The organism is Achromobacter sp. 2789STDY5608621 (genome assembly GCF_001299375.1).
In the GTDB taxonomy this organism is placed as follows: domain Bacteria; phylum Pseudomonadota; class Gammaproteobacteria; order Burkholderiales; family Burkholderiaceae_B; genus Achromobacter; species Achromobacter insuavis.
Map to the genome: position 1 here is coordinate 161,203 of NZ_CYTU01000008.1, position 18,263 is coordinate 179,465.

The 18,263-nt window shown below is 68.4% G+C and carries 19 protein-coding genes; 11 read left to right on the forward strand and 8 right to left on the reverse strand.

Annotated features, from left to right (window positions below):
* Nucleotides 1-47: 47 nt before the first annotated feature.
* Genes AOZ53_RS11390 through AOZ53_RS11405 form a run of 4 tightly spaced genes read right to left on the reverse strand, consistent with a single transcriptional unit; the run spans nucleotide 48 to nucleotide 2,422 of the window.
* Complete coding sequence (locus AOZ53_RS11390) at nucleotides 48-563, reverse strand: class IV adenylate cyclase (protein ID WP_054487844.1); 516 nt, start codon at nucleotides 561-563, stop codon at nucleotides 48-50.
* Nucleotides 564-589: 26 nt separating this feature from the next.
* A complete protein-coding gene (locus AOZ53_RS11395) occupies nucleotides 590-1,216 on the reverse strand; it encodes an HAD hydrolase-like protein (RefSeq protein ID WP_054429311.1) in 627 nt (208 codons plus the stop codon).
* Between the two features lie 19 nt (nucleotides 1,217-1,235).
* Nucleotides 1,236-1,796, reverse strand: coding sequence for a hypothetical protein (locus AOZ53_RS11400; RefSeq protein WP_054429312.1), 561 nt, complete (start codon nucleotides 1,794-1,796; stop codon nucleotides 1,236-1,238).
* A 23-nt stretch (nucleotides 1,797-1,819) separates the two neighbouring features.
* Entirely contained in the window at nucleotides 1,820-2,422 is a 603-nt protein-coding gene (locus AOZ53_RS11405) for an LOG family protein (protein ID WP_054429313.1), read from the reverse strand.
* 228 nt (nucleotides 2,423-2,650) lie between these two features.
* Here AOZ53_RS11405 and AOZ53_RS11410 point away from each other — a divergent pair, with 228 nt between their 5' ends.
* Nucleotides 2,651-3,211 carry a ferritin-like domain-containing protein gene (locus tag AOZ53_RS11410; protein ID WP_054429314.1) on the forward strand — a complete coding sequence of 187 codons (561 nt, stop codon included), beginning with the start codon at nucleotides 2,651-2,653 and terminating at the stop codon, nucleotides 3,209-3,211.
* 24 nt (nucleotides 3,212-3,235) lie between these two features.
* Here AOZ53_RS11410 and AOZ53_RS11415 read toward each other — a convergent pair whose 3' ends face one another.
* Nucleotides 3,236-3,619, reverse strand: a complete 384-nt coding sequence (locus AOZ53_RS11415; RefSeq protein WP_054487846.1) for a winged helix-turn-helix transcriptional regulator — start codon at nucleotides 3,617-3,619, stop codon at nucleotides 3,236-3,238.
* A gap of 95 nt (nucleotides 3,620-3,714) precedes the next feature.
* Between AOZ53_RS11415 and AOZ53_RS11420 the strand changes: the two genes are divergently transcribed.
* Nucleotides 3,715-4,032 carry a DMT family transporter gene (locus AOZ53_RS11420; protein WP_054429316.1) on the forward strand — a complete coding sequence of 106 codons (318 nt, stop codon included), beginning with the start codon at nucleotides 3,715-3,717 and terminating at the stop codon, nucleotides 4,030-4,032.
* Between the two features lie 38 nt (nucleotides 4,033-4,070).
* Here the strand turns inward: AOZ53_RS11420 and rimO are convergent, their stop codons facing one another.
* Nucleotides 4,071-5,387, reverse strand: a complete 1,317-nt coding sequence (gene rimO / locus AOZ53_RS11425; protein WP_054429317.1) for a 30S ribosomal protein S12 methylthiotransferase RimO — start codon at nucleotides 5,385-5,387, stop codon at nucleotides 4,071-4,073.
* Nucleotides 5,388-5,536: 149 nt separating this feature from the next.
* Entirely contained in the window at nucleotides 5,537-6,169 is a 633-nt protein-coding gene (locus tag AOZ53_RS11430) for a LysE family translocator (RefSeq protein ID WP_054487848.1), read from the reverse strand.
* Nucleotides 6,170-6,300: 131 nt separating this feature from the next.
* On the opposite strand from AOZ53_RS11430, the gene rsmB reads away from it, so the two are divergent.
* The 7 genes from rsmB to AOZ53_RS11465 all read left to right on the forward strand — a co-directional run bounded on the left by rsmB (nucleotide 6,301) and on the right by AOZ53_RS11465 (nucleotide 15,801).
* Complete coding sequence (gene rsmB / locus AOZ53_RS11435) at nucleotides 6,301-7,638, forward strand: 16S rRNA (cytosine(967)-C(5))-methyltransferase RsmB (RefSeq protein ID WP_054429319.1); 1,338 nt, start codon at nucleotides 6,301-6,303, stop codon at nucleotides 7,636-7,638.
* 40 nt (nucleotides 7,639-7,678) lie between these two features.
* On the forward strand, nucleotides 7,679-8,269 hold the full coding sequence (locus AOZ53_RS11440) for a DUF4390 domain-containing protein (RefSeq protein WP_156333358.1): 591 nt from the start codon (nucleotides 7,679-7,681) through the stop codon (nucleotides 8,267-8,269).
* Nucleotides 8,266-10,587 (forward strand): sensor histidine kinase, encoded by a 2,322-nt coding sequence (locus AOZ53_RS11445; protein ID WP_054429321.1) that lies wholly within the window; start codon nucleotides 8,266-8,268, stop codon nucleotides 10,585-10,587. Before AOZ53_RS11440 ends, AOZ53_RS11445 begins: the two co-directional genes overlap by 4 nt.
* Nucleotides 10,588-10,598: 11 nt before the next feature.
* Entirely contained in the window at nucleotides 10,599-11,288 is a 690-nt protein-coding gene (locus tag AOZ53_RS11450; RefSeq protein WP_054487850.1) for a response regulator, read from the forward strand.
* On the forward strand, nucleotides 11,285-12,664 hold the full coding sequence (gene trkA / locus AOZ53_RS11455; RefSeq protein ID WP_054487853.1) for a Trk system potassium transporter TrkA: 1,380 nt from the start codon (nucleotides 11,285-11,287) through the stop codon (nucleotides 12,662-12,664). The genes AOZ53_RS11450 and trkA overlap by 4 nt, the downstream gene beginning before the upstream one ends.
* A gap of 52 nt (nucleotides 12,665-12,716) precedes the next feature.
* The gene (locus tag AOZ53_RS11460) at nucleotides 12,717-14,186 is read left to right on the forward strand and encodes a TrkH family potassium uptake protein (protein ID WP_054429324.1); all 1,470 of its coding nucleotides are present in this window, start codon (nucleotides 12,717-12,719) and stop codon (nucleotides 14,184-14,186) included.
* 373 nt (nucleotides 14,187-14,559) lie between these two features.
* A complete protein-coding gene (locus AOZ53_RS11465) occupies nucleotides 14,560-15,801 on the forward strand; it encodes a YbdK family carboxylate-amine ligase (protein WP_054474873.1) in 1,242 nt (413 codons plus the stop codon).
* A 75-nt stretch (nucleotides 15,802-15,876) separates the two neighbouring features.
* Here AOZ53_RS11465 and AOZ53_RS11470 read toward each other — a convergent pair whose 3' ends face one another.
* The gene (locus AOZ53_RS11470) at nucleotides 15,877-16,809 is read right to left on the reverse strand and encodes a methyltransferase domain-containing protein (RefSeq protein WP_054429326.1); all 933 of its coding nucleotides are present in this window, start codon (nucleotides 16,807-16,809) and stop codon (nucleotides 15,877-15,879) included.
* 50 nt (nucleotides 16,810-16,859) lie between these two features.
* Here AOZ53_RS11470 and AOZ53_RS11475 point away from each other — a divergent pair, with 50 nt between their 5' ends.
* A complete protein-coding gene (locus tag AOZ53_RS11475) occupies nucleotides 16,860-17,609 on the forward strand; it encodes a ComF family protein (RefSeq protein ID WP_353739088.1) in 750 nt (249 codons plus the stop codon).
* Between the two features lie 132 nt (nucleotides 17,610-17,741).
* Nucleotides 17,742-18,212: a tRNA (cytidine(34)-2'-O)-methyltransferase gene (locus AOZ53_RS11480; protein WP_054429327.1), complete on the forward strand. Its 471-nt coding sequence runs from the start codon at nucleotides 17,742-17,744 to the stop codon at nucleotides 18,210-18,212.
* The last annotated feature ends 51 nt before the right edge of the window (nucleotides 18,213-18,263 follow it).

Consider the following 18,263-nt stretch of genomic DNA (forward strand, 5'->3'; position numbering starts at 1 on the left):
GGCCGTCGCCGCCAGGGTCCGGCCGCCGTGGGGCGGGCGGACCGTTTTCAGGGACGCCGGGCCAGCAGGTCCAGATAGGCGCCCGACAACAACTGCTCCGGCGCGATCTGCAGGCTGGCCAGCAGTTCATGGGCCTCGGCCATGCCGTCCTCGACGCTTTCGCCGTCGCGCAGCACCACTTCCAGTTCCAGGAATGCCCCCAGTCCCTCGACCCGATCCAGGTGGATGCGGGTGCGGCCGGCCATGAACAGCAGGCGCTGCTTGCGCACGCGCCCGATCACGCCATAGGCCAGCCCCAGCGCATCGCGCAGGGTGTCGGGCGAGGCGGTCGGCGAAATGACGTAGAAGCTTTCCTTGGGGCCGGCGGCGTCGGCGCGGCGGTAGAAGATCAGTTCGCCCTTGCCATCGGCGAACACGCGCAGCTTGAGCCGGCCGTCGGGGCAGGCGAAGAAGGTGTCGTCCTGCGCGATGGCGACCGGCGCCTTGCCGGACAACGCCGCCGCCAGCGGTTCGAGGGCCGCCAGGCTGGCGACCCTGGCCTTGATTTCGACGTTGCGCGCCATCAGCGTGTCCTTGTCGGGGCGCCGCGTCAGGCCAGCGCGGCCGGCAGTTCGGCGACCTGCATGAACAATTCGTCGGGGCCGCGGTCGCGCAGCGCGTCGACGTGGTTGTAGCCCCAGGCCACCGATCCCACGCGCACGCCGGCCTTGCGGGCCGCGTCGATGTCGCGCATTTCGTCGCCCACCAGCAGGAAACGTTCCGGCGCGGTGCCGTGGCGCTGCAGCAGGCGGTCGATCTTGGCGGCCTTGCCGAACAGGTCGGTGCCGCATTCGTAGTCGTCGAACAGCGCCGCGGTGTCGGGGCCGAGCACGCGCTGCACATTTTCGAGCGAGTTCGAGCTGACCACCGCCAGCCGCAGCCCGCCCGCCTTCAGGCGGGCCAGCGCGTCGGGGATGCCGTCGAACAGGTGCACGCTGGGATCGATCTCCTGCATCAGGGTGCGCACGTGCGCCATGATGGCGGGCAGTTTCCACAGCGGGATGCCGAGGAACTTCAGGATCTCGCCGGCATCGCGGTGGCGCAGCTGGTCGCGCTCGGCGGCGTCGATCTTGCGGAAGCCGTACTTGTCGGCCACCGTGTTGAGGATGGAATTGAACCAGGGCATGGTGTCCGCCAGGGTTCCGTCGAAATCAAAAGCTGCGATGTCGTATTTCAAGAAAAAATCCGATGCCGATCTACATGGGGTGAAGCAGATACTGCACCACCGGCGCCAGGTCTTCAAGCGGCGGTGCGCCCGCGACGACGCGCTGGGCGTTGGTCCAGGGGTAGTCCAGCGCCAGCAGCCAGCCGAATACCGCTTCGGCGTCGGCGGGCGGCAGCGTCACCATGGTCTCGATCGTAATGGTCAGGTGGGTGGCGCGGTACGGCTCCGGCTGGAAGGTCCAGGCGTAGCGGCCGCAGCCCACGCGCACGTTGCCGGTGGCCTTCTCGGTCATGCCGACGATCCAGTCACAGGAATAATCGGACAGACGCACGTCCGCCTCGGGCCGCGCCAGGTAGAAGGTGTAGACGTTGTCGTAGGTCTGGCCGAACTTGCGCACCAGCGTGTCGGTGATCGCGGCCAGGCCGTGGGATTCGGGCGGAAAGGCGATGGCCTGCGTGCGCAGCGCCATCTTCAGCACCGCCTGCGGCGCGAAGGCGCGCGCCATGTAGTGCGGGCGGTTTTCGTCCTTGGCGTGGAAGTAATCGCGCAATACGGACTCGGTGCTGGCGGGAGACGACGAACCGGTGGACATTGCGGGTTTTCCTTGGGGGCGGTTTAGGGGGCGCGATGCTCGGGCTTGACCGGCTCGAACCACTTGGAAACGTTGGGCGGCTCGTAGATGGCGTAGCGGTCCAGCAGCGTCGCCGGATCGCTTTCCACCACCAGCATGTCGCGATGCTGCGGGCGCATGAAGGCTTCGTCGACGGCATGGTCGACGAACTGCATCAGCGCGTCGTAGTAGCCGGCGATGTTGAGCAGGCCGCAGGGCTTGCTGTGCATGCTGAGCTGGGCCCAGGTCCAGACCTCGAAGAATTCCTCGAGCGTGCCGGCGCCGCCGGGCAGCGCGATGAAGCCGTCGGCCTTGTCCATCATCATGGCCTTGCGCTCGTGCATGCTCTGCACCAGATGCAGTTCGGTCAGGCCGCGATGGGCCTGTTCCTTCTTCTGCAGCAGTTCCGGGATCACGCCGATCACGCGGCCGCCGCCGGCCAGCACCTCGTTGGCGATCACGCCCATGATGCCGACGACCGAGCCGCCGTAGACCAGGCCGAGGTCGCGCTTGACCAGTTCACGGGCCAGCACGCGGGCCTGTTCCAGGTATTCGGGGCGCGCGCCGGGATTGGAGCCGCAATACACGCAGATGTTCTTCAGGGTCATATGAAGCTACTAATTGCCGGGCCCGTTACAGATTGCGTCACGGGCCGTCCGGGAAGCCGATAGTTTACGAGAAGCGCCGGACGCGTTTTTGCGCGGCGCGCGAAAGCCCGATATGGGGCCATGGGCAATGTTTGGACACAGCATCTTTTCGCATGGCCGGTAGACTGGGTTGTTCGGAACGACTGGAAGTCCAGCGTCGTATTGCCAACCCCACAAGGAGCTAACGATATGGAAAACACGACCCGTAACCACGACAAGGCGAGCCGCCCCTTCGACATGGATGTGAAGGCGATTCGCGCCAAGGCGCGCCAGGACATCGAGTCCGGCGCCGTCACCGACACCTACCGCGCGGACCGCAAGACCGTGCTCAAGCTGCTGAACGAAGCGCTGGCCACCGAGATCGTCTGTGTGCTGCGCTACAAGCGCCACTTCTTCATGGCCCGCGGCCTGAACGCCGAGCCGGTGGCGGCGGAATTCGCCGAGCACGCCACCCAGGAACAGGACCACGCCGACAGGCTGGCCGAACGCATCGTGCAGCTGGGCGGCGAGCCCAACCTGTCGCCCAAGGGCCTGCTCGAGCGCAGCCATTCCGAGTACATCGAGGGCGCCACGCTTGAGGAGATGATCAAGGAAAACCTGATCGCCGAGCGCATCGCCATCGACAGCTACCGGCAGATGATCGACTACATCGGCGAACAGGATTCGACCACGCGCCGCCTGCTCGAAGAGATCCTGGCGGTCGAGGAAGAGCACGCGGACGACATGTCCGATTTCCTGGCCAAGCACTGAGGTGTTGCCGGCCCGTGCCGGCCTTTACGGAGCGCCGGCGGCCGCATCGTGGCGGCGCGCCGCCGCATCCAGTTGCGCATGGTGCCTTTCGGCCCAGCGGTCCAGCGCCACCAGCGCCACGTTCAACGATTTCCCCAGGTCGGTCAGGTGATAGCGCACGTGCGGCGGCACGGTGCGCATGTCCTCGCGCCGCACCAGCCCGTGGCGTTCCAGGTCGCGCAGCGTCTGCGTCATCATCTTCTGTGAAATGCCGTCGAGCTTGCGCAGCAGTTCGTTGTTGCGCAGCGGGCCGCGCGCCAGCGCCGGCAGGACCAGCGGCACCCACTTGCCGGAGATCAGCTCGAGCGCGCGGCGCGACGGGCAGGCGGCGTCGAAGACATCGACGGAGGAAGCGGGAGAGACAGCCATGTCGGGCCCTTCTTGGTTACCAAAAGGTGCGTACTTGTGCCTGGGTAACTATAGGCCCTAAGCTGGCCGCATTCCAATCTCGAAGGGAGGCCGCGATGGCCTGGTGGATCCTGTTGGCCGCGAGCGCGGTGGAAATCGTGATGGCGCTGGCGTTGAAGTACGCCGACGGTTGGACGCGGTTCTGGCCCAGCGCCATCGGCATCGTCGCGGCCCTGGGCAGCATCTTCCTGCTGACGCTGGCGATGCGGCATCTGCCCGCTGGCACCGCCTACGCGGTCTGGACCGGCATCGGTTCCGTGGGCATCACGGTGCTGGGGATCGCGCTGTTCGGGGATTCGCCGTCGGTCGCGCGCCTGGCGTGCATCGCGCTGATCGTGGGCGGCGTGGCGGGATTGAAACTGCTGGAAGCCTGAAGGCAGCCGGCGGCGGACGCCGCCGGCAGGCAGGACAGTTAGATCGTGTCGGCCCAGAGGTCGTATTCGTCGGAGTCGGTGACGCGCACGCGCACCATGTCACCGGCCTTGAGGGCGCGGTCCGAACTGACGTAGACGCAACCGTCGATTTCCGGCGCGTCGCCGGCGCTGCGGCCCACGGCGCCATCTTCATCCACTTCGTCGATCAGCACGTCGATCTCGCGGCCGACCTTGCGCGCCAGGCGCGCGGTGGAAATCGACTGCTGCAGTTCCATGAAGCGTTCCCAGCGTTCCTGCTTGACCTCGTCCGGCACCGGATTGTCGAGCAGGTTGGCGGGCGCGCCTTCCACCGGCGAATACTGGAAACAGCCGACGCGGTCGAGCTGGGCTTCCTGCATCCAGTCCAGCAGGTACTGGAAGTCTTCCTCGGTCTCGCCGGGGAAGCCGACGATGAAGGTCGAGCGGATGGTCAGGTCGGGGCAGATCTCGCGCCACTTCTTGATGCGCGCCAGCGTCTTGTCCTCGAATGCCGGACGCTTCATGGCCTTGAGGATGCGCGGGCTGGCGTGCTGGAACGGGATGTCCAGGTAGGGCAGGATCTTGCCCTCGGCCATCAGCGGAATCACTTCGTCCACGTGCGGATACGGATACACGTAATGCAGGCGCGTCCAGACGCCCATTTCGGACAAGGCCGTACAGAGCTCGGTCATGCGGGTGCGCACCGGGCGGCCGTTCCAGAAGCCGCTGCGGAACTTGACGTCGACGCCGTAGGCGCTGGTGTCCTGCGAGATCACCAGCAGTTCCTTGACGCCGGCCTTGACCAGGCGCTCGGCCTCGCTGAGCACATCGCCCACCGGGCGGCTGACCAGGTCGCCGCGCATCGACGGGATGATGCAGAAGCTGCAACGGTGATTACAGCCTTCCGAGATCTTCAGGTAGGCGTAGTGGCGCGGGGTCAGCTTGACGCCCTGCGGCGGCACCAGGTCCAGGTAGGGGTTGTGGTCCTTCTTGGGCGGCGCGGCGTTGTGCACGGCGCGCACCACTTCCTCGTACTGCTGCGGGCCGGTCACGGCCAGCACGCTGGGGTGCACGTTGCGGATCACCGATTCCTCGACGCCCATGCAGCCGGTGACGATGACCTTGCCGTTCTCGGCCAGCGCCTCGCCGATGGCTTCCAGCGACTCGGCCTTGGCGCTGTCGATGAAACCACAGGTGTTGACCACCACGACGTCCGCGTCGTTGTACTCGGGCGTGACTTGGTAGCCTTCGGTGCGCAGTTGGGTCAGGATGCGTTCGGAGTCGACCAGGGCTTTGGGACAGCCCAGGCTGACAAAGCCGACTTTGGGGGAAGACATGGAATACCTCGGTGGGCGCGAGCCGGCGCCAATGATCAAATACTGCGCAATTTTAGCGCGGCAGGGCGGGGGGCCGTTATTTTAGCGGGTTGCCGGGCGCGTCAGCGATTGAAGTGCGTCCCCAATATCCGGAGGGGCGCCGCCGGGCGTCACGCGCCGCTGCGGCGATACAGCGCCAGGGTGCCGGCCAGCCCGATCATGAGCGAGCCGCAGACCCGGTTCAGCCAGCGCAGGCCCGAGCCCTGGAAGGCCCGCACCAGCTGCGCGCCCAGGGTGGCGTAGGCCAGCATGGTCAGGATGTTCATCAGCGCCAGCACGGCGGCCACGGTGGCGTATTGGGGCAGCAGGGGCGCCTGGGTGTTGATGAACTGCGGCAGGAAGGCGGACATGAACAGCAGCGCCTTCGGGTTGGTCAACGCCACCACGAAGCTGCGCAGGCCCAGTTTGAGGCCCACGGGCCGGGCGGCGCCGGGTTCGGCGGCCGGCAGCACCAGCGCGGCGTCCGAACGCAGCATCTTCCAGCCCAGGTAGGCCAGATAGGCCGCGCCCGCCCATTTGATGGCATGGAAGGCGACCTCGGAAGCGGCCAGCACCACGCCCAGGCCGGAAGCCACCGCGCCCACCAGGATGAAGTCGGCCAGCACCGCGCCGGCCATGCCCCAGCAGGCGGTGCGCACGCCGTGGCGCGAACCGTTGCTCATGGCGAGCAGGACGGTCGGGCCGGGCGTCACGATGGCGACGGCCGAGGCCAGGATGAACAGCAGCAGCGTGGCGGTGGACATGGCGGGCTCCGAGGCAAGCGGCCAGTGTGACGCGCCCGGCGCGGTTCGTCCAGCGCCCGCCGCGGGGCTGTCGGCGGGGGCGGCGGCCCGCGCCGGGCTACCATAGCGGTCTTGTCCTTTGATTTGCTGCCATGTCCACGCGTTCCGATACCCCCCATCTGGCTCCCCCGCTTTCCGCCGTCCTGCTTTCCAGCGCGCGCGTGGTGGAGGACGTCCTGGAAGGCCGCTCGTTGACCGATGCCCTGGCCGAGGTGGACGGCGCCCTGCGCCCCGCGGCGCAGGCGGTGTCGTTCCACGCGATGCGCTACCTGGGCTGGGCCGACGCGGTCGGCCGCGAACTGGTGCAGCGCTACCCCAACGTGCTGTTCGAGTCGCTGCTGCTGGTGTCGCTGACGCTGCTCAAGGCCGAGGGCGAGGCCGCGGCCGCGCTGCCGGGCATGCCGGTCTACGCGCCCCACACGGTGGTGGACCAGGCCGTCACGGCCGCGGCCTCGACCCGTTCCCTGGCCTCGTTCAAGGGCCTGCTCAACGCCTGCCTGCGCCGCTTCCTGCGCGAGCGCGCGGCGCTGGAGGCCGCGGTGGCCGACAGCCCCGAGGCCGAATGGAACCATCCGGGCTGGTGGGTCAAGCAATTGCGCGTGGCCTATCCGCAGCAATGGCAGGAGATCCTGCGGGCGGCCAACGTGCCGGCGCCGCTGACCCTGCGCGTCAACCGCCGCCGCGCCAGCCGCGAGCAGGTGCTGGCCGCGTTCCAGGACGCGGGCCTGGCCGCCGAGCCGGTGGGCCAGGCCGGCCTGGTGCTGGCCACGCCGCGCCCGGTGACCCAGTTGCCCGGTTTCGCCGAGGGCTGGTGGTCGGTGCAGGACGCCGGCGCCCAATTGGCCGCCGAACTGCTGGCGCCCAAGGACGGCATGCGGGTGCTGGACGCCTGCGCCGCGCCGGGCGGCAAGACCGCCCACCTGCTGGAGTTGGCCGACATCGACCTGCTGGCCCTGGACGCCGACGCCGACCGTCTGGTGCGGGTCGGCCAGAACCTGGACCGCCTGGGCCTGGCGAGCGAGCGGGCGCGGCTGCAGGCCGCCGACGCCGCCGACCTGGACGCCTGGTGGGACGGCAAGCCCTTCGACGCCGTGCTGGCGGACGTGCCGTGCACCGCCTCGGGCATCGTGCGGCGCCATCCCGATATCCGCTGGCTGCGCCGCGAAAACGACGTGCGCCGCACCGCCACGCTGCAGGCGCGGATCCTGGACGCGCTCTGGCGCACCGTGGCGCCCGGCGGCCGCCTGCTGTACGTGACCTGCTCGATCTTCCCGATCGAGGGCACGCGCCAGGCACTCGAGTTCCTGCAGCGCCACCCCGAGGCCCAGCGCCTGGACGCGCCGGGCCAATTGCTGCCAGTTGCGGTCGATGCAACACCCGCGGCGCAACGCGATGGATTTTTCTACGCCTTGTTTGCCAAGCAGTCCTGAATCGCCAAGAATAGGGGGCATGACGGGGTTTCGGTGTCGTATGTCCATCATTTCACGCTTATTTCTGGGGTTGTTGTTCGTAACTGCCGCGCTGTCGTTGGCGCCGGCCGGTCAGGCACACGGGTCCGAACCGAAGGTGGTGCGCGTCGAACCGGTGGTGCGGGGCGACAAGCTTGAAATCGACGCCGACATCGAGTTCGAACTGAACCAGCAACTGCGTGACGCCGCCCAGCGCGGCGTGCCCCTGTACTTCACCGCCGACCTGACCATCACGCGCGAGCGCTGGTGGTGGTTCGACAAATCCCTGGTGGACACCTCGCGCACCTGGCGCGTGATCTACAACGCGCTGACGCGCCAGTGGCGCGCCGGGGTCGGCGAGCTGTCCTTCCCGGTGGCGTCGCTGGACGACGCCATGAGCGTCATCCGCCACGTGCGCAACTGGCAGGTGGCCGATGCCGACGATTTCGACGAAGGCGTGGTCTATGGCGGCCAGTTGCGGCTGCGGCTGGACACGTCGCTGCTGCCCCGGCCGTTCCAGGTCAATGCCCTGAACAGCAGCTCCTGGGTCCAGGGCACGCCGTGGACCGATTTCTCGTTCTCGCTGGGTGACAAGGAGAAAGACCCCTCATGAGGCTGTTGCTTCGGCTGGCCCTGATGGTCGGCGCGGTGAGCGGCCTGGCGTTGCTGGGCCTGCTGGCATGGTCCACGGGCAATGCCTCGCGCTTCGCCCGTTATTACGACACCCTGCTGATTCTCAACGGTATCTTCGCCCTGGCGCTGTTCGTCTGGGTGGTGGCGCTGACGGTGCGGCTGGCGCGGCAGATCCGGCGGCGGCAGTTCGGCGCCCGGCTGACGGCCCGCTTCTCGCTGGCCTTCGCCCTGATCGGCGTGGTGCCCGGCGCCTTGATCTACACGGTCTCGGTGCAGTTCATGTCGCGCTCCATCGAGTCCTGGTTCAACGTGCGGGTCGACACCGCGCTGGAGGCCGGCCTGAACCTGGGCCGCGCCGCGCTCGACTCGCTGCTGGCCGACCTGGACGCCCGCGCCCGCTCGATGGCGGCCGAACTGAACCGCAATTCCGATACCGGCGTGACGCTGGCCCTGACCCGGCTGCGCGAAGCCAACGGCGTGCAGGAAGCCATGGTCTTCACCGGCAGCGGCCGCATGGTGGCGTTCTCCACCAGCCAGTACGGCCAGTTGCTGCCGGCGATGCCGCCATCCACGGTCATGAACCAGCTGCGGCTGTCGCGCGGCTATTCGGCGGCCGAGGCCGACGATCCGGTCAAGCCCGGCACCGACGGCGGGCTGCACCTGCGCGTGGTGATTCCGCTGACCGGCCCCGACCGCTACGACAACCTGCTGGGCGCCGCCTCGGAGCCGCGCTGGCTGCAGCTGCTGCAGCCGGTGCCCGAGCAGATCGCGCACAACGCCAACCTGGTGCAGCAGGGCTTTCGCGACTACCAGGAACTGGCCCTGTCGCGGCTTGGCCTGCGCAAGCTCTATGGCATCACGCTGACCCTGGCGCTGCTGCTGGCCGCCTTTGGCGCCATCGCCGTGGCGCTGTCGCTGTCCAAGCGGCTGGTGCGGCCGCTGCTCAGCCTGGCGGGCGGCACCCAGGCCGTGGGCGTGGGCGACTACCGGCCGCTGCCCGAACCGCCCGAACGCGACGAGGTCGGCCAGCTCACCCGCTCCTTCAATGCCATGACGCGCCAGCTCGACGAGGCCCGCCGCATGGTCGAGAGCAACCGCCAGCAGCTCGAACGGTCCAACGTCTACCTGGAAAGCGTGCTGTCGAATCTGTCCTCGGGCGTGCTGGTGTTCGACGAGTCCTTCCGCGTCACCACCGTCAACCAGGGCGCCCAGACCATCCTGCAGGCCGACCTGCGCTCGGTGATCGGGCGGCCGCTGGAAACCGTGGACGGCATGCTCGAATTCGCGAATGTCGTGCGGCAGGCGTTCTCCACCCACGCCGCCGTGGGCTCCGAACGCCAGCACTGGCAGCAGCAGTTCGAGATCGCGCCCAAGCAGGGCGACACCCCCAACGGGCCGCAGGCGCTGACGCTGCTGGCGCGCGGCACCCACCTGCGGGTGGACGGCCGCGGCAACGGTTACCTGGTGGTGTTCGACGATATTACCGAGGTGATATCGGCCAACCGCACCGTTGCCTGGGGCGAAGTGGCGCGCCGCCTGGCCCACGAAATCAAGAATCCGCTGACGCCGATCCAGCTGTCCGCCGAGCGCCTGGCGATGAAGCTGGAAGGCAAGCTGCCGCCGGCCGAGGCCCAGATCGTCGAGCGTTCCACCAACACCATCGTCAACCAGGTGGCCTCGCTCAAGCAGATGGTGGATGATTTCCGCGAATACGCCCGCACGCCGCCGGCGGTGATGCAGCGCATCGACTTCAACGCGCTGGTGGCGGACGTGCTGTCCCTGTACGGCTGGGAGCCGGACGGCGCCGCCTCGGTGCGTTCGACCTCCGGCAAGGCGCTGAACCTGGACGTCAGCCTGGGCGCGGACCTGCCGGCCATCGAGGGCGATCCGACCCAGCTGCGCCAGGTGATCCACAACCTGCTGTCCAACGCCCGCGACGCCATCGCCGAGAAGGGCGGAGAAGGCCGGGTCAGCGTCACCACCCAGCTGATGCGCAGCGAGCAGCCCGACCGCGCCGACCAGCAGGCCCTGCGTTTCACGGTGGCCGACACCGGGCCGGGCTTCCCGCCGCAGGTCATGCAGCGGGCCTTCGAGCCCTACGTAACCACCAAGTCCCACGGGACTGGGTTAGGATTGGCAATCGTACGCAAGATCGTTGAAGAGCATGGCGGGCGGATCGACCTTGCGAATCGCAAGGAAGGAGGCGCGCGGATCTCCATCTTGTTGACCCGGCTTGCTCCCGGGGCAGATACTATGGACGCGACCGCGCAAGAAAAGGATAATGCGGCTACGCAATAGGTGGATGCTTTATGGCCAGAATTCTGGTGGTTGACGACGAAGTCGGTATTCGCGAGCTTTTGTCGGAAATCCTTTACGACGAAGGGCACACGGTCGAATTGGCCGAAAACGCGGCGCAAGCGCGCGCCGCGCGCCTTCGCATGCGTCCCGATCTGGTGCTGCTGGACATCTGGATGCCGGACACCGATGGCGTCAGCCTGCTCAAGGAATGGGGCTCGCAGGGCCTGCTGGACATGCCCGTCATCATGATGAGCGGCCACGCCACCATCGACACGGCGGTCGAGGCCACCCGCATCGGCGCCATGGATTTCCTCGAAAAGCCGATCACGCTGCAACGCCTGCTCAAGACCGTGGCGGCCGGGCTGGCCCGCGGCCGCGTGCCGCATCCGGCGCCCGTGGCGGCGCCCGCGACGGCCAGCGCCACCGTGGCGCTCGAAGACGAGCTCGATCCGCCGACCCTGTCGACGGCTCCCGCCAACGAAGTCCCGGTCACCGCCAACGGCCAGCTGGGCAGCATTTCGCTGGACCAGCCGCTGCGCGAGGCGCGCGACGAGTTCGAGCGTATCTACTTCGAATATCACCTGGTCCGCGAAAGCCACAGCATGACCCGCGTCTCCGAGCGCACCGGCCTCGAGCGCACCCACCTCTACCGCAAGCTCAAGCAATTGGGCATCGAGTCGGCGCGCAAACGGGGCGCATGAAGATCCTGATCATCGGCGCTGGGCGCGTAGGCACCAGCGTGGCTGAAAACCTGGTGTCCGAGCAGAACGACATCACGGTGATCGATTCGGATCCCGCGCAGCTGCAATACTTGCAAGAACACTTCGACCTGCGCGTCGTCCATGGCGATGGCTCGCAGGTGTCGGTGCTGGAAGGCGCCGGCGCCGCCGATACCGACCTGCTGATCGCCTGCGCCGCCTCCGACGCGGCCAACATGGTGGCCTGCAAGATCGCCCGCCAGCTGTTCAACATCCCCCGCCGCATCGCCCGCATCCGCTCGGGCGAATTCTCCGAACATCCCGAGCTGATGAGCGAAGAGGGCTTCTGCATCGACGCCATCATCAGCCCCGAGCGCAGCGTCACCACCTATCTGCACAGCCTGATCGAGTTCCCCGAGGCGTTGCAGGTGGTGGAGTTCGCCGAGGGCCGCGTCAGCGTCGTGACCGTGCGCGTCAGCCATGGCAGCCCGATGGCGCATCATCCCGTCGACAAGCTGCGCGATGTCTGGCCCGACGTCACGGCGCGGGTGATCGACGTGCTGCGCGGCGGCCGCCCGCTGCGGGCCGGCTCGGGCACCGTGATCGCCCCGGGCGACGAGGTGGTGCTGGTGGTGGACACGCGCCACGCCCGCCGCGCCGTGCGGCAGCTGCGCGAAGCCGAAAAGGCCGTGCGCCGCGTGATGATCGCCGGCGGCGGCAATATCGGCCTGCGGCTGGCGCGCGCGCTGGCCGAAGAGAACTACAGCGTGCGCATCATCGAGCGCGACCTCAAGCGCTGCGAATACCTGGCCACGCAGCTGCCCGACAGCGTGCTGGTGCTGCACGGCAGCGGCACCGACGAGGCGCTGCTGGAGCGCGAGAACATCGAGGACATGGACACCTGGCTGGCGCTGACCAGCGACGACGAGGACAACATCATGTCGTCGCTGCTGGCCAAGCGGCTGGGCGCGCGCAAGGTGATCGCGCTGATCAACCGCCAGGCCTATGGCGAGCTGATGCAGGGCAGCCATATCGACATCGCCGTGTCGCCGTCGCAGGCCACCATGAGCGAGCTGCTGCGCCACGTGCGCCGCGGCGACGTGGCGGCGGTCCATCGGCTGCGCCAGGGCGTGGCCGAGGCGCTGGAAGCCATCGCCCACGGCGACCGCTCCAATTCCAAGGTGGTGGGGCGGAAGGTGGGCGAGATCAGCCTGCCCAAGGGCGCCAGCATCGGCGCGCTGGTGCGCGAGGACGAGATCATCCTGCCGGATGCCGATACCGTGATCGAGACCGACGACCACGTCATCGTCTTCGTGCCCTCGCGCAAGCAGATGCCGCGCGTGGAAAAGCTGTTCCAAGTCTCGGCGTCGTTCTTCTGATGAGCCCGCGCGTCCCGTTTCCCGACGGACCGGCGGCGGCCGGGGAGGCCGCATGAGGCGCGTCCTGGCGACCCTGCACATCCTCGGCCTGACCATGGTGATGTTCGCCCTGACCATGCTGATCCCGCTGGGGGTGGCCTACATCGGCGGCGACGCGGCGCGCGACGCCTTCCTGCATGGCTTCCTGATTTCCGTCGGCATCGGCGTCGCGCTGGCGGCGCTGACGCGGCGGGCCCGCAGCGAGTTGCGCGCCCGCGACGGCTTCGTGCTGGTGTCGGCGGTGTGGGCCGGCCTGCCGCTGCTGGCGGCGATCCCGCTGCTGATCTACTTCCACCGCGCCGGCCTGCCGCTGTCGTTCACCGGGGCCTATTTCGAGGCCATGTCGGGACTGACGACCACCGGCGCGACCGTGCTGACCAATCTGGATGCCTTGCCGCCGTCGATCAACCTGTGGCGCGCCACCCTGGTCTGGGTCGGCGGCATGGGGATCCTGGTGCTGGCGGTGGCGATCCTGCCGCTGCTGGGCGTGGGCGGGCACCAGGTGGTGCGGGCCGAGACGCCCGGCCCGATGAAGGACGAGCGCCTGACGCCGCGCATCGCCAGCACCGCCAAGGCGCTGTACGCGGTGTACTTCGCCTTTTCCATCCTGTGCTTTCTGGCCTACCGCGCGGTCGGCCTGTCCTGGTTCGAAGCCTGGTGCCACATGGCCACGACCATGGGGCTGGGCGGGTTCTCGACCTGGGACGACGGCTTCGCGCACTTCGATTCGGTGGCGGTCGAGATGGTGGCCATGGTGTTCATGCTGATCGCCGGCATCAACTTCGCCACGCACTTCAATGCCTTCCGCCAGCGCAGCGGGCGTGCCTACCTGCGCTGCCCGGAGGCGATTCCGTACCTGGTCGTGGTGCTGGGCGTGGGGCTGGTGATTTCGGTGTTCCTGTACGTCAAGGGCGTCTACCAGGAGCCGCTGGAGGCCCTGCGCTACGGCATGTTCAACACCATTTCGATGGCCACCACCACGGGCTACGCCAATACCGATTTCGCCCAGTGGCCGCTGTTCGCGCCCCTGACCATGCTGCTGCTGTCCGGGTTTGCCACCTCGGCGGGGTCCACGGGGGGCGGGATCAAGATGATCCGGGCCATCCTGCTGGTCAAGCAGGCGCGCAACGAGCTGGTCACCATGTTGCATCCGCATGCCGTCAGCCCCGTGCGGGTCAACGGCCGCGCGGTCGAGGCCCGCACCATGTCGTCGGTGCTGGCTTTCATGCTGTTCTACGGCCTGTCCATCGCTGTCTTCACCAGCCTGCTGCTGCTGTCCGGGCTGGACCCGATCACGGCCTTCTCGGCCGTGTTCGCCAGCGTCAACAACACCGGCCCCGGCCTGGGACCGGTCGGGCCCATGGGGAATTTCGCGGTGCTGTCGGACTTCCAGATCTGGGTCTGCACCTTCGCCATGCTGATCGGCCGCCTGGAGCTGCTGACCGTGCTGGTGCTGTTCACGCCGATCTTCTGGCGCAAGTAGGCGGCGTCGCCCGGATGTCCGCGGCCTTGGATGTCGGGCCGCAACCCGTCGGGGACGGATTCAATTCATAAGGGAAAACCCTGATTCGGGTTATCCCGCCCACACTGAAAAGCCGCGCCCAGACTGCGCTCGCGGGCCGCCCGGTCCGGCGAGCCGCGCCGTCATTACGTTGTGAGTGCTCGCTCACTTTGTTCTAGAGGGCAAAACCGAATGCATCGTGATGTTGCACACAAATGTCACGATTTTCAATCGTTTTGCCACAAACATGCGGCTATTATGCGTTCACAAGCCGCCGTCTAGCGCCCCCCGGGAAGTTGCCGGGCTTCAAGGTCGAACGGCGCACCCCCTCATCAAACATCCGAAGGAGTCCGAGATGGAACAGATCCCGTTCATTTCGTCGGCCCCCAACACCCTGGGCATCGAACTCGAGCTGCAACTGATCGACCCCCGCAGTTTCGACCTGACCGCAGCCTCTGACGAGCTGCTGGCCCAAATGGCCAACCACCCCATCGCCGATCGCGTGAAACCGGAAATCACGCGCTCCATGATCGAACTGAATTCCTCGGTGCACGAGCACCCCATGGGCCTGCTGGCGGAAATGCGCGAAATGCGCGATGCCCTGGTCGAAGCGGCCGACGCCGTGGGCGTTTCGGTGGCCGGCGGCGGCGCTCACCCATTCATGCGCTGGCAGGAACGCTCCATCTCGGATACCCCGCGCTTCCAGTACCTGGCCGAAATGTATGGTTACCTGGCGCGTCAATTCACGGTGTTCGGCCAGCACATCCACCTGGGCGTGAAAAGCGGCGACGAAGCCATCAAGCTGCTGCGCCGGCTGTCGCCCTATGTGCCGCACTTTATCGCGCTGTCGGCCTCGTCGCCGTACTGCGAGGGCGTCGATACCCTGTTCTCGTGCTCGCGCCTGAACGCGGTCAACAGCTTCCCGCTAGCCGGCCACATGCCGGCCGAGGTCAAGGACTGGTACCAGTTCGAGGCCCACATTGCGCAATTGCGCGCCTATGGCCTGGCCGAGAGCATCAAGGACCTGTACTGGGACATCCGCCCCAAGCCCGAATTCGGCACGGTGGAAATCCGCGTCTGCGATACGCCGCTGACCGTCGAGCGCGCCTGCCAGATGGCGGCCTTCGCCCAGGCGCTGGCGGTGCTGCTGATGCGCGAGGACGATCCCAGCGACAAGGCCTGGCTGTCCTACCGCAGCAACCACTTCCAGGCCTGCCGTTTCGGCCTGCAGGGCAGCTACGTGACGCCGGACGGCCAGCGCCTGCGCCTGATGGATCACCTGCGCGCGCTGTTCCAGCGGCTGATGCCGGTGGCCGAAGAGCTGGGGACCGGCGACATGATCGCGTCGCTGCGCGACGAGGCCATGCGCAGCGGCAATGATTCGCGCTGGCTGCGCAGCCAGTTCCATCGCCTGCGCGACCTGCCGCTGGTGGTGGAATCGATGTCGCAGGCCTGGCGCGGCGAGTCCGCCCAGGCCGCGCCGGCCGAGCCGACCGCGGTGTTGCGGCGGCGGATCCGCGCCACGTCCGAGCCGATGCAGCCCCTCTCGCCGGCGGAACCGGGCGTCACCGCGCCGCTGCCCGAACGCCTGCACTAGGCGCCAGGCCTTTCCGGGCCCATCCGCCCCGGCTGGCCGTCCCGTTTCGGGGGCGGCACGCCGGGGCGTCTTGTTTCAGGGCGTGCCGCGCTGGCGGCCGCCGATGGCGCTGACCGACAGCCGGGTCTCGCCGGCGGTGCCGCGGTGGGTGGCGGCGCGCCAGGCGTGGCCGTAGGCCACTTCGATGCTCAGGGCGATGACGCCGTCCGGGCGGCGCTGGGCCTCCAGCGCGGCGCACAGGCGCGCCCGCCAGTCGCGCCCGACCAGGCCGCCGCGGCGGCCGGCGGCGGGGTTGCCGCCCAGGGCGCGCACGTCCTGCAGCAGCTTTTCCGGGGTGCGGTAGGTCAGCGTCAGAATCTCCTGGTCCATGACCGGATCGGCGAAGCCGTTTTCCACCAGCAGGTCGCCGAAGTCATGCATGTCGACGAAGGCCGGGGTGGCGGTGCGCAGTCCGGCGTCGTCCAGCGCCTGGCGCAATTCGCGCAGCGTGGCCGGCCCCAGACAGGAAAACATCGCCAGCCCGCCGACCTTGAGGATGCGGCGCCATTCGGCCAGCACGGCATGCGGTTCGCGGTGCCAGTGCAGGGCCAGGTTGGACCACACCAGTTCCAGCGATTCCGGCGCCAGGCCGGTGGCGGCCAGGTCGGCGTTGACGAAGCCATTGGCCGGACCGCGCCGCGCCAGCTTGCCGATCCAGGCCGACAGGCCGGCCGGGGCGTGGCGCTTGCGGGCGATCTCCAGCAGCGGCTCGCAGTTGTCCAGGCCGGTGTAGGCGGCTTCGGCATAGCGTTCGCGCAGCAGCGCCAGGTTGTCGCCGGCGCCGCAGCCGGCGTCGAGCATGGCCTGGGGCTGCACGCGGATGTACTGCAGCCTGCCGAGCATGCGGCGGGCGACTTCGCCGTACAGGAACTGGGCGTCCGACAGGTCGCCACGGCGGGCGAATTGGCGCGGCACGTCGGCGGCGACGAGCGGGAGCGAGGGCGGGGTGGCGGGTGCGGGCAGGGACATTTCGGTCGCGCCCGGGGCGGCGCCGCGGGCGGATCATGATTTCATGGGGGATGGCTCACATTATTGCCCATCCCGGCCGCGGCGGCCGATTGTCCCTACAGGCCATGGGGCGGCGGTTGCTGGCCCGGGTGCCCTGCGACTGCCCGCTGTGCGGGGCGCGGGTCGGTGGCGCCCGCCTGTGCGAGGGCTGCGAAACCGACCTGGCCGAAGCGTCGCTGGCGCCGCGCTGTCCGCGGTGCGCCCAGCGGCTGGCGCCGGACGCGCTGCATTGTGCCGACTGCCTGGCGCGGCCGCCGGCTTTCACCGGCACGATCGCCGCCTTCGACTACGAGCCGCCCGCCGAGGTGTTGATCCGCCAGCTCAAGACCCAGCTGCGGCTCAGCGCGGCGCCGGTATTGGCGCGGCTGCTGGCGCATGCGGTGTGGTCCGAGCCGCCGCCGCACGCCTTGCTGCTGGCGCCGGTGCCGTCCAGCCGCGCGTCGCTGCGTCGGCGCGGCATGAATCCGGCGGCCGAGATCGCCCGCGGCCTGGCGGCGCTGCTGGGCTGGCCGCTGCTGCGTGGGGCCTTGCGGCGGCGGCGTGAAACGCCCCGGCAGACCGCCCTGGGGCGCCGCGCCAGGCTGAGCGGCGCCCGGGGCGTGTTCCATTGCCCGCGCGACCTTTCAGGCCGCCATGTCGGCTTGGTGGATGACGTCATGACCACGGGCAGTACCGCGGATGCGGCTGCTCGCGCGTTGCTGGCCGCGGGCGCGGCCAGCGTGACGGTGCTGGTCGCGGCGCGCACGCCGCGCACGGGCTGACGCCCGGCGCCGGCGCGGGGGCTGCGAGCCATGCGGCCTCGCGGGCCGGGGCGGCCGTCCAAATCGGCGACAATCGCTGCTGCGCGGCCAAGGCCGGCCGCCCGTCATTCAACGTCTTTGCATCCGTCCGCCATGTTCCACGTCATCCTCGTCTGCCCCGAGATTCCGCCCAACACGGGCAATGCGATCCGCCTGTGCGCCAATACCGGCGCGCAATTGCACCTGGTGCGCCCGCTTGGTTTCGAACTGGACGATGCGCGCATGCGGCGGGCGGGGCTGGACTATCACGAGTGGCAGCCGGTGCGCGTGCACGACACGCTGCAGGAGGCGCTGGCGGATACGGGGGCGGCGGCTTCCCACATCTATGCCTTGACCACGCAGGCGCAACGCAGCGTGGGGGATGTGCGGTTCGAGGAGGGGGATGTGTTCGTGTTTGGGCGGGAGAGCGCCGGGTTGTCGGCGGAGCATCATGCGATGTTCGCGCCGCAGCAGCGGTTGCGGTTGCCGATGCGGGCGGGGCAGCGGAGCTTGAATTTGTCCAATGCCGTGGCGGTTACGGTGTTTGAGGCTTGGCGGCAGTTGGGGTATGAGGGGGGGACTTAGGTTCTTTAGGCGCGAGTGACGGGGCAGGCGGGGGGTGGCGGGGCTACGATT

Bases quoted from the DNA above. Each gene is read 5' to 3' on its own strand.
- AOZ53_RS11390 (WP_054487844.1), bottom strand. From the start codon at position 563: ATGGCGCGCAACGTCGAAATCAAGGCCAGGGTCGCCAGCCTGGCGGCC.
- AOZ53_RS11400 (WP_054429312.1), bottom strand. From the start codon at position 1,796: ATGTCCACCGGTTCGTCGTCTCCCGCCAGCACCGAGTCCGTATTGCGC.
- AOZ53_RS11405 (WP_054429313.1), bottom strand. From the start codon at position 2,422: ATGACCCTGAAGAACATCTGCGTGTATTGCGGCTCCAATCCCGGCGCG.
- AOZ53_RS11410 (WP_054429314.1), top strand. From the start codon at position 2,651: ATGGAAAACACGACCCGTAACCACGACAAGGCGAGCCGCCCCTTCGAC.
- AOZ53_RS11415 (WP_054487846.1), bottom strand. From the start codon at position 3,619: ATGGCTGTCTCTCCCGCTTCCTCCGTCGATGTCTTCGACGCCGCCTGC.
- AOZ53_RS11420 (WP_054429316.1), top strand. From the start codon at position 3,715: ATGGCCTGGTGGATCCTGTTGGCCGCGAGCGCGGTGGAAATCGTGATG.
- rimO (WP_054429317.1), bottom strand. From the start codon at position 5,387: ATGTCTTCCCCCAAAGTCGGCTTTGTCAGCCTGGGCTGTCCCAAAGCC.
- AOZ53_RS11430 (WP_054487848.1), bottom strand. From the start codon at position 6,169: ATGTCCACCGCCACGCTGCTGCTGTTCATCCTGGCCTCGGCCGTCGCC.
- rsmB (WP_054429319.1), top strand. From the start codon at position 6,301: ATGTCCACGCGTTCCGATACCCCCCATCTGGCTCCCCCGCTTTCCGCC.
- AOZ53_RS11440 (WP_156333358.1), top strand. From the start codon at position 7,679: ATGTCCATCATTTCACGCTTATTTCTGGGGTTGTTGTTCGTAACTGCC.
- AOZ53_RS11445 (WP_054429321.1), top strand. From the start codon at position 8,266: ATGAGGCTGTTGCTTCGGCTGGCCCTGATGGTCGGCGCGGTGAGCGGC.
- AOZ53_RS11450 (WP_054487850.1), top strand. From the start codon at position 10,599: ATGGCCAGAATTCTGGTGGTTGACGACGAAGTCGGTATTCGCGAGCTT.
- trkA (WP_054487853.1), top strand. From the start codon at position 11,285: ATGAAGATCCTGATCATCGGCGCTGGGCGCGTAGGCACCAGCGTGGCT.
- AOZ53_RS11460 (WP_054429324.1), top strand. From the start codon at position 12,717: ATGAGGCGCGTCCTGGCGACCCTGCACATCCTCGGCCTGACCATGGTG.
- AOZ53_RS11465 (WP_054474873.1), top strand. From the start codon at position 14,560: ATGGAACAGATCCCGTTCATTTCGTCGGCCCCCAACACCCTGGGCATC.
- AOZ53_RS11470 (WP_054429326.1), bottom strand. From the start codon at position 16,809: ATGTCCCTGCCCGCACCCGCCACCCCGCCCTCGCTCCCGCTCGTCGCC.
- AOZ53_RS11475 (WP_353739088.1), top strand. From the start codon at position 16,860: ATGGCTCACATTATTGCCCATCCCGGCCGCGGCGGCCGATTGTCCCTA.
- AOZ53_RS11480 (WP_054429327.1), top strand. From the start codon at position 17,742: ATGTTCCACGTCATCCTCGTCTGCCCCGAGATTCCGCCCAACACGGGC.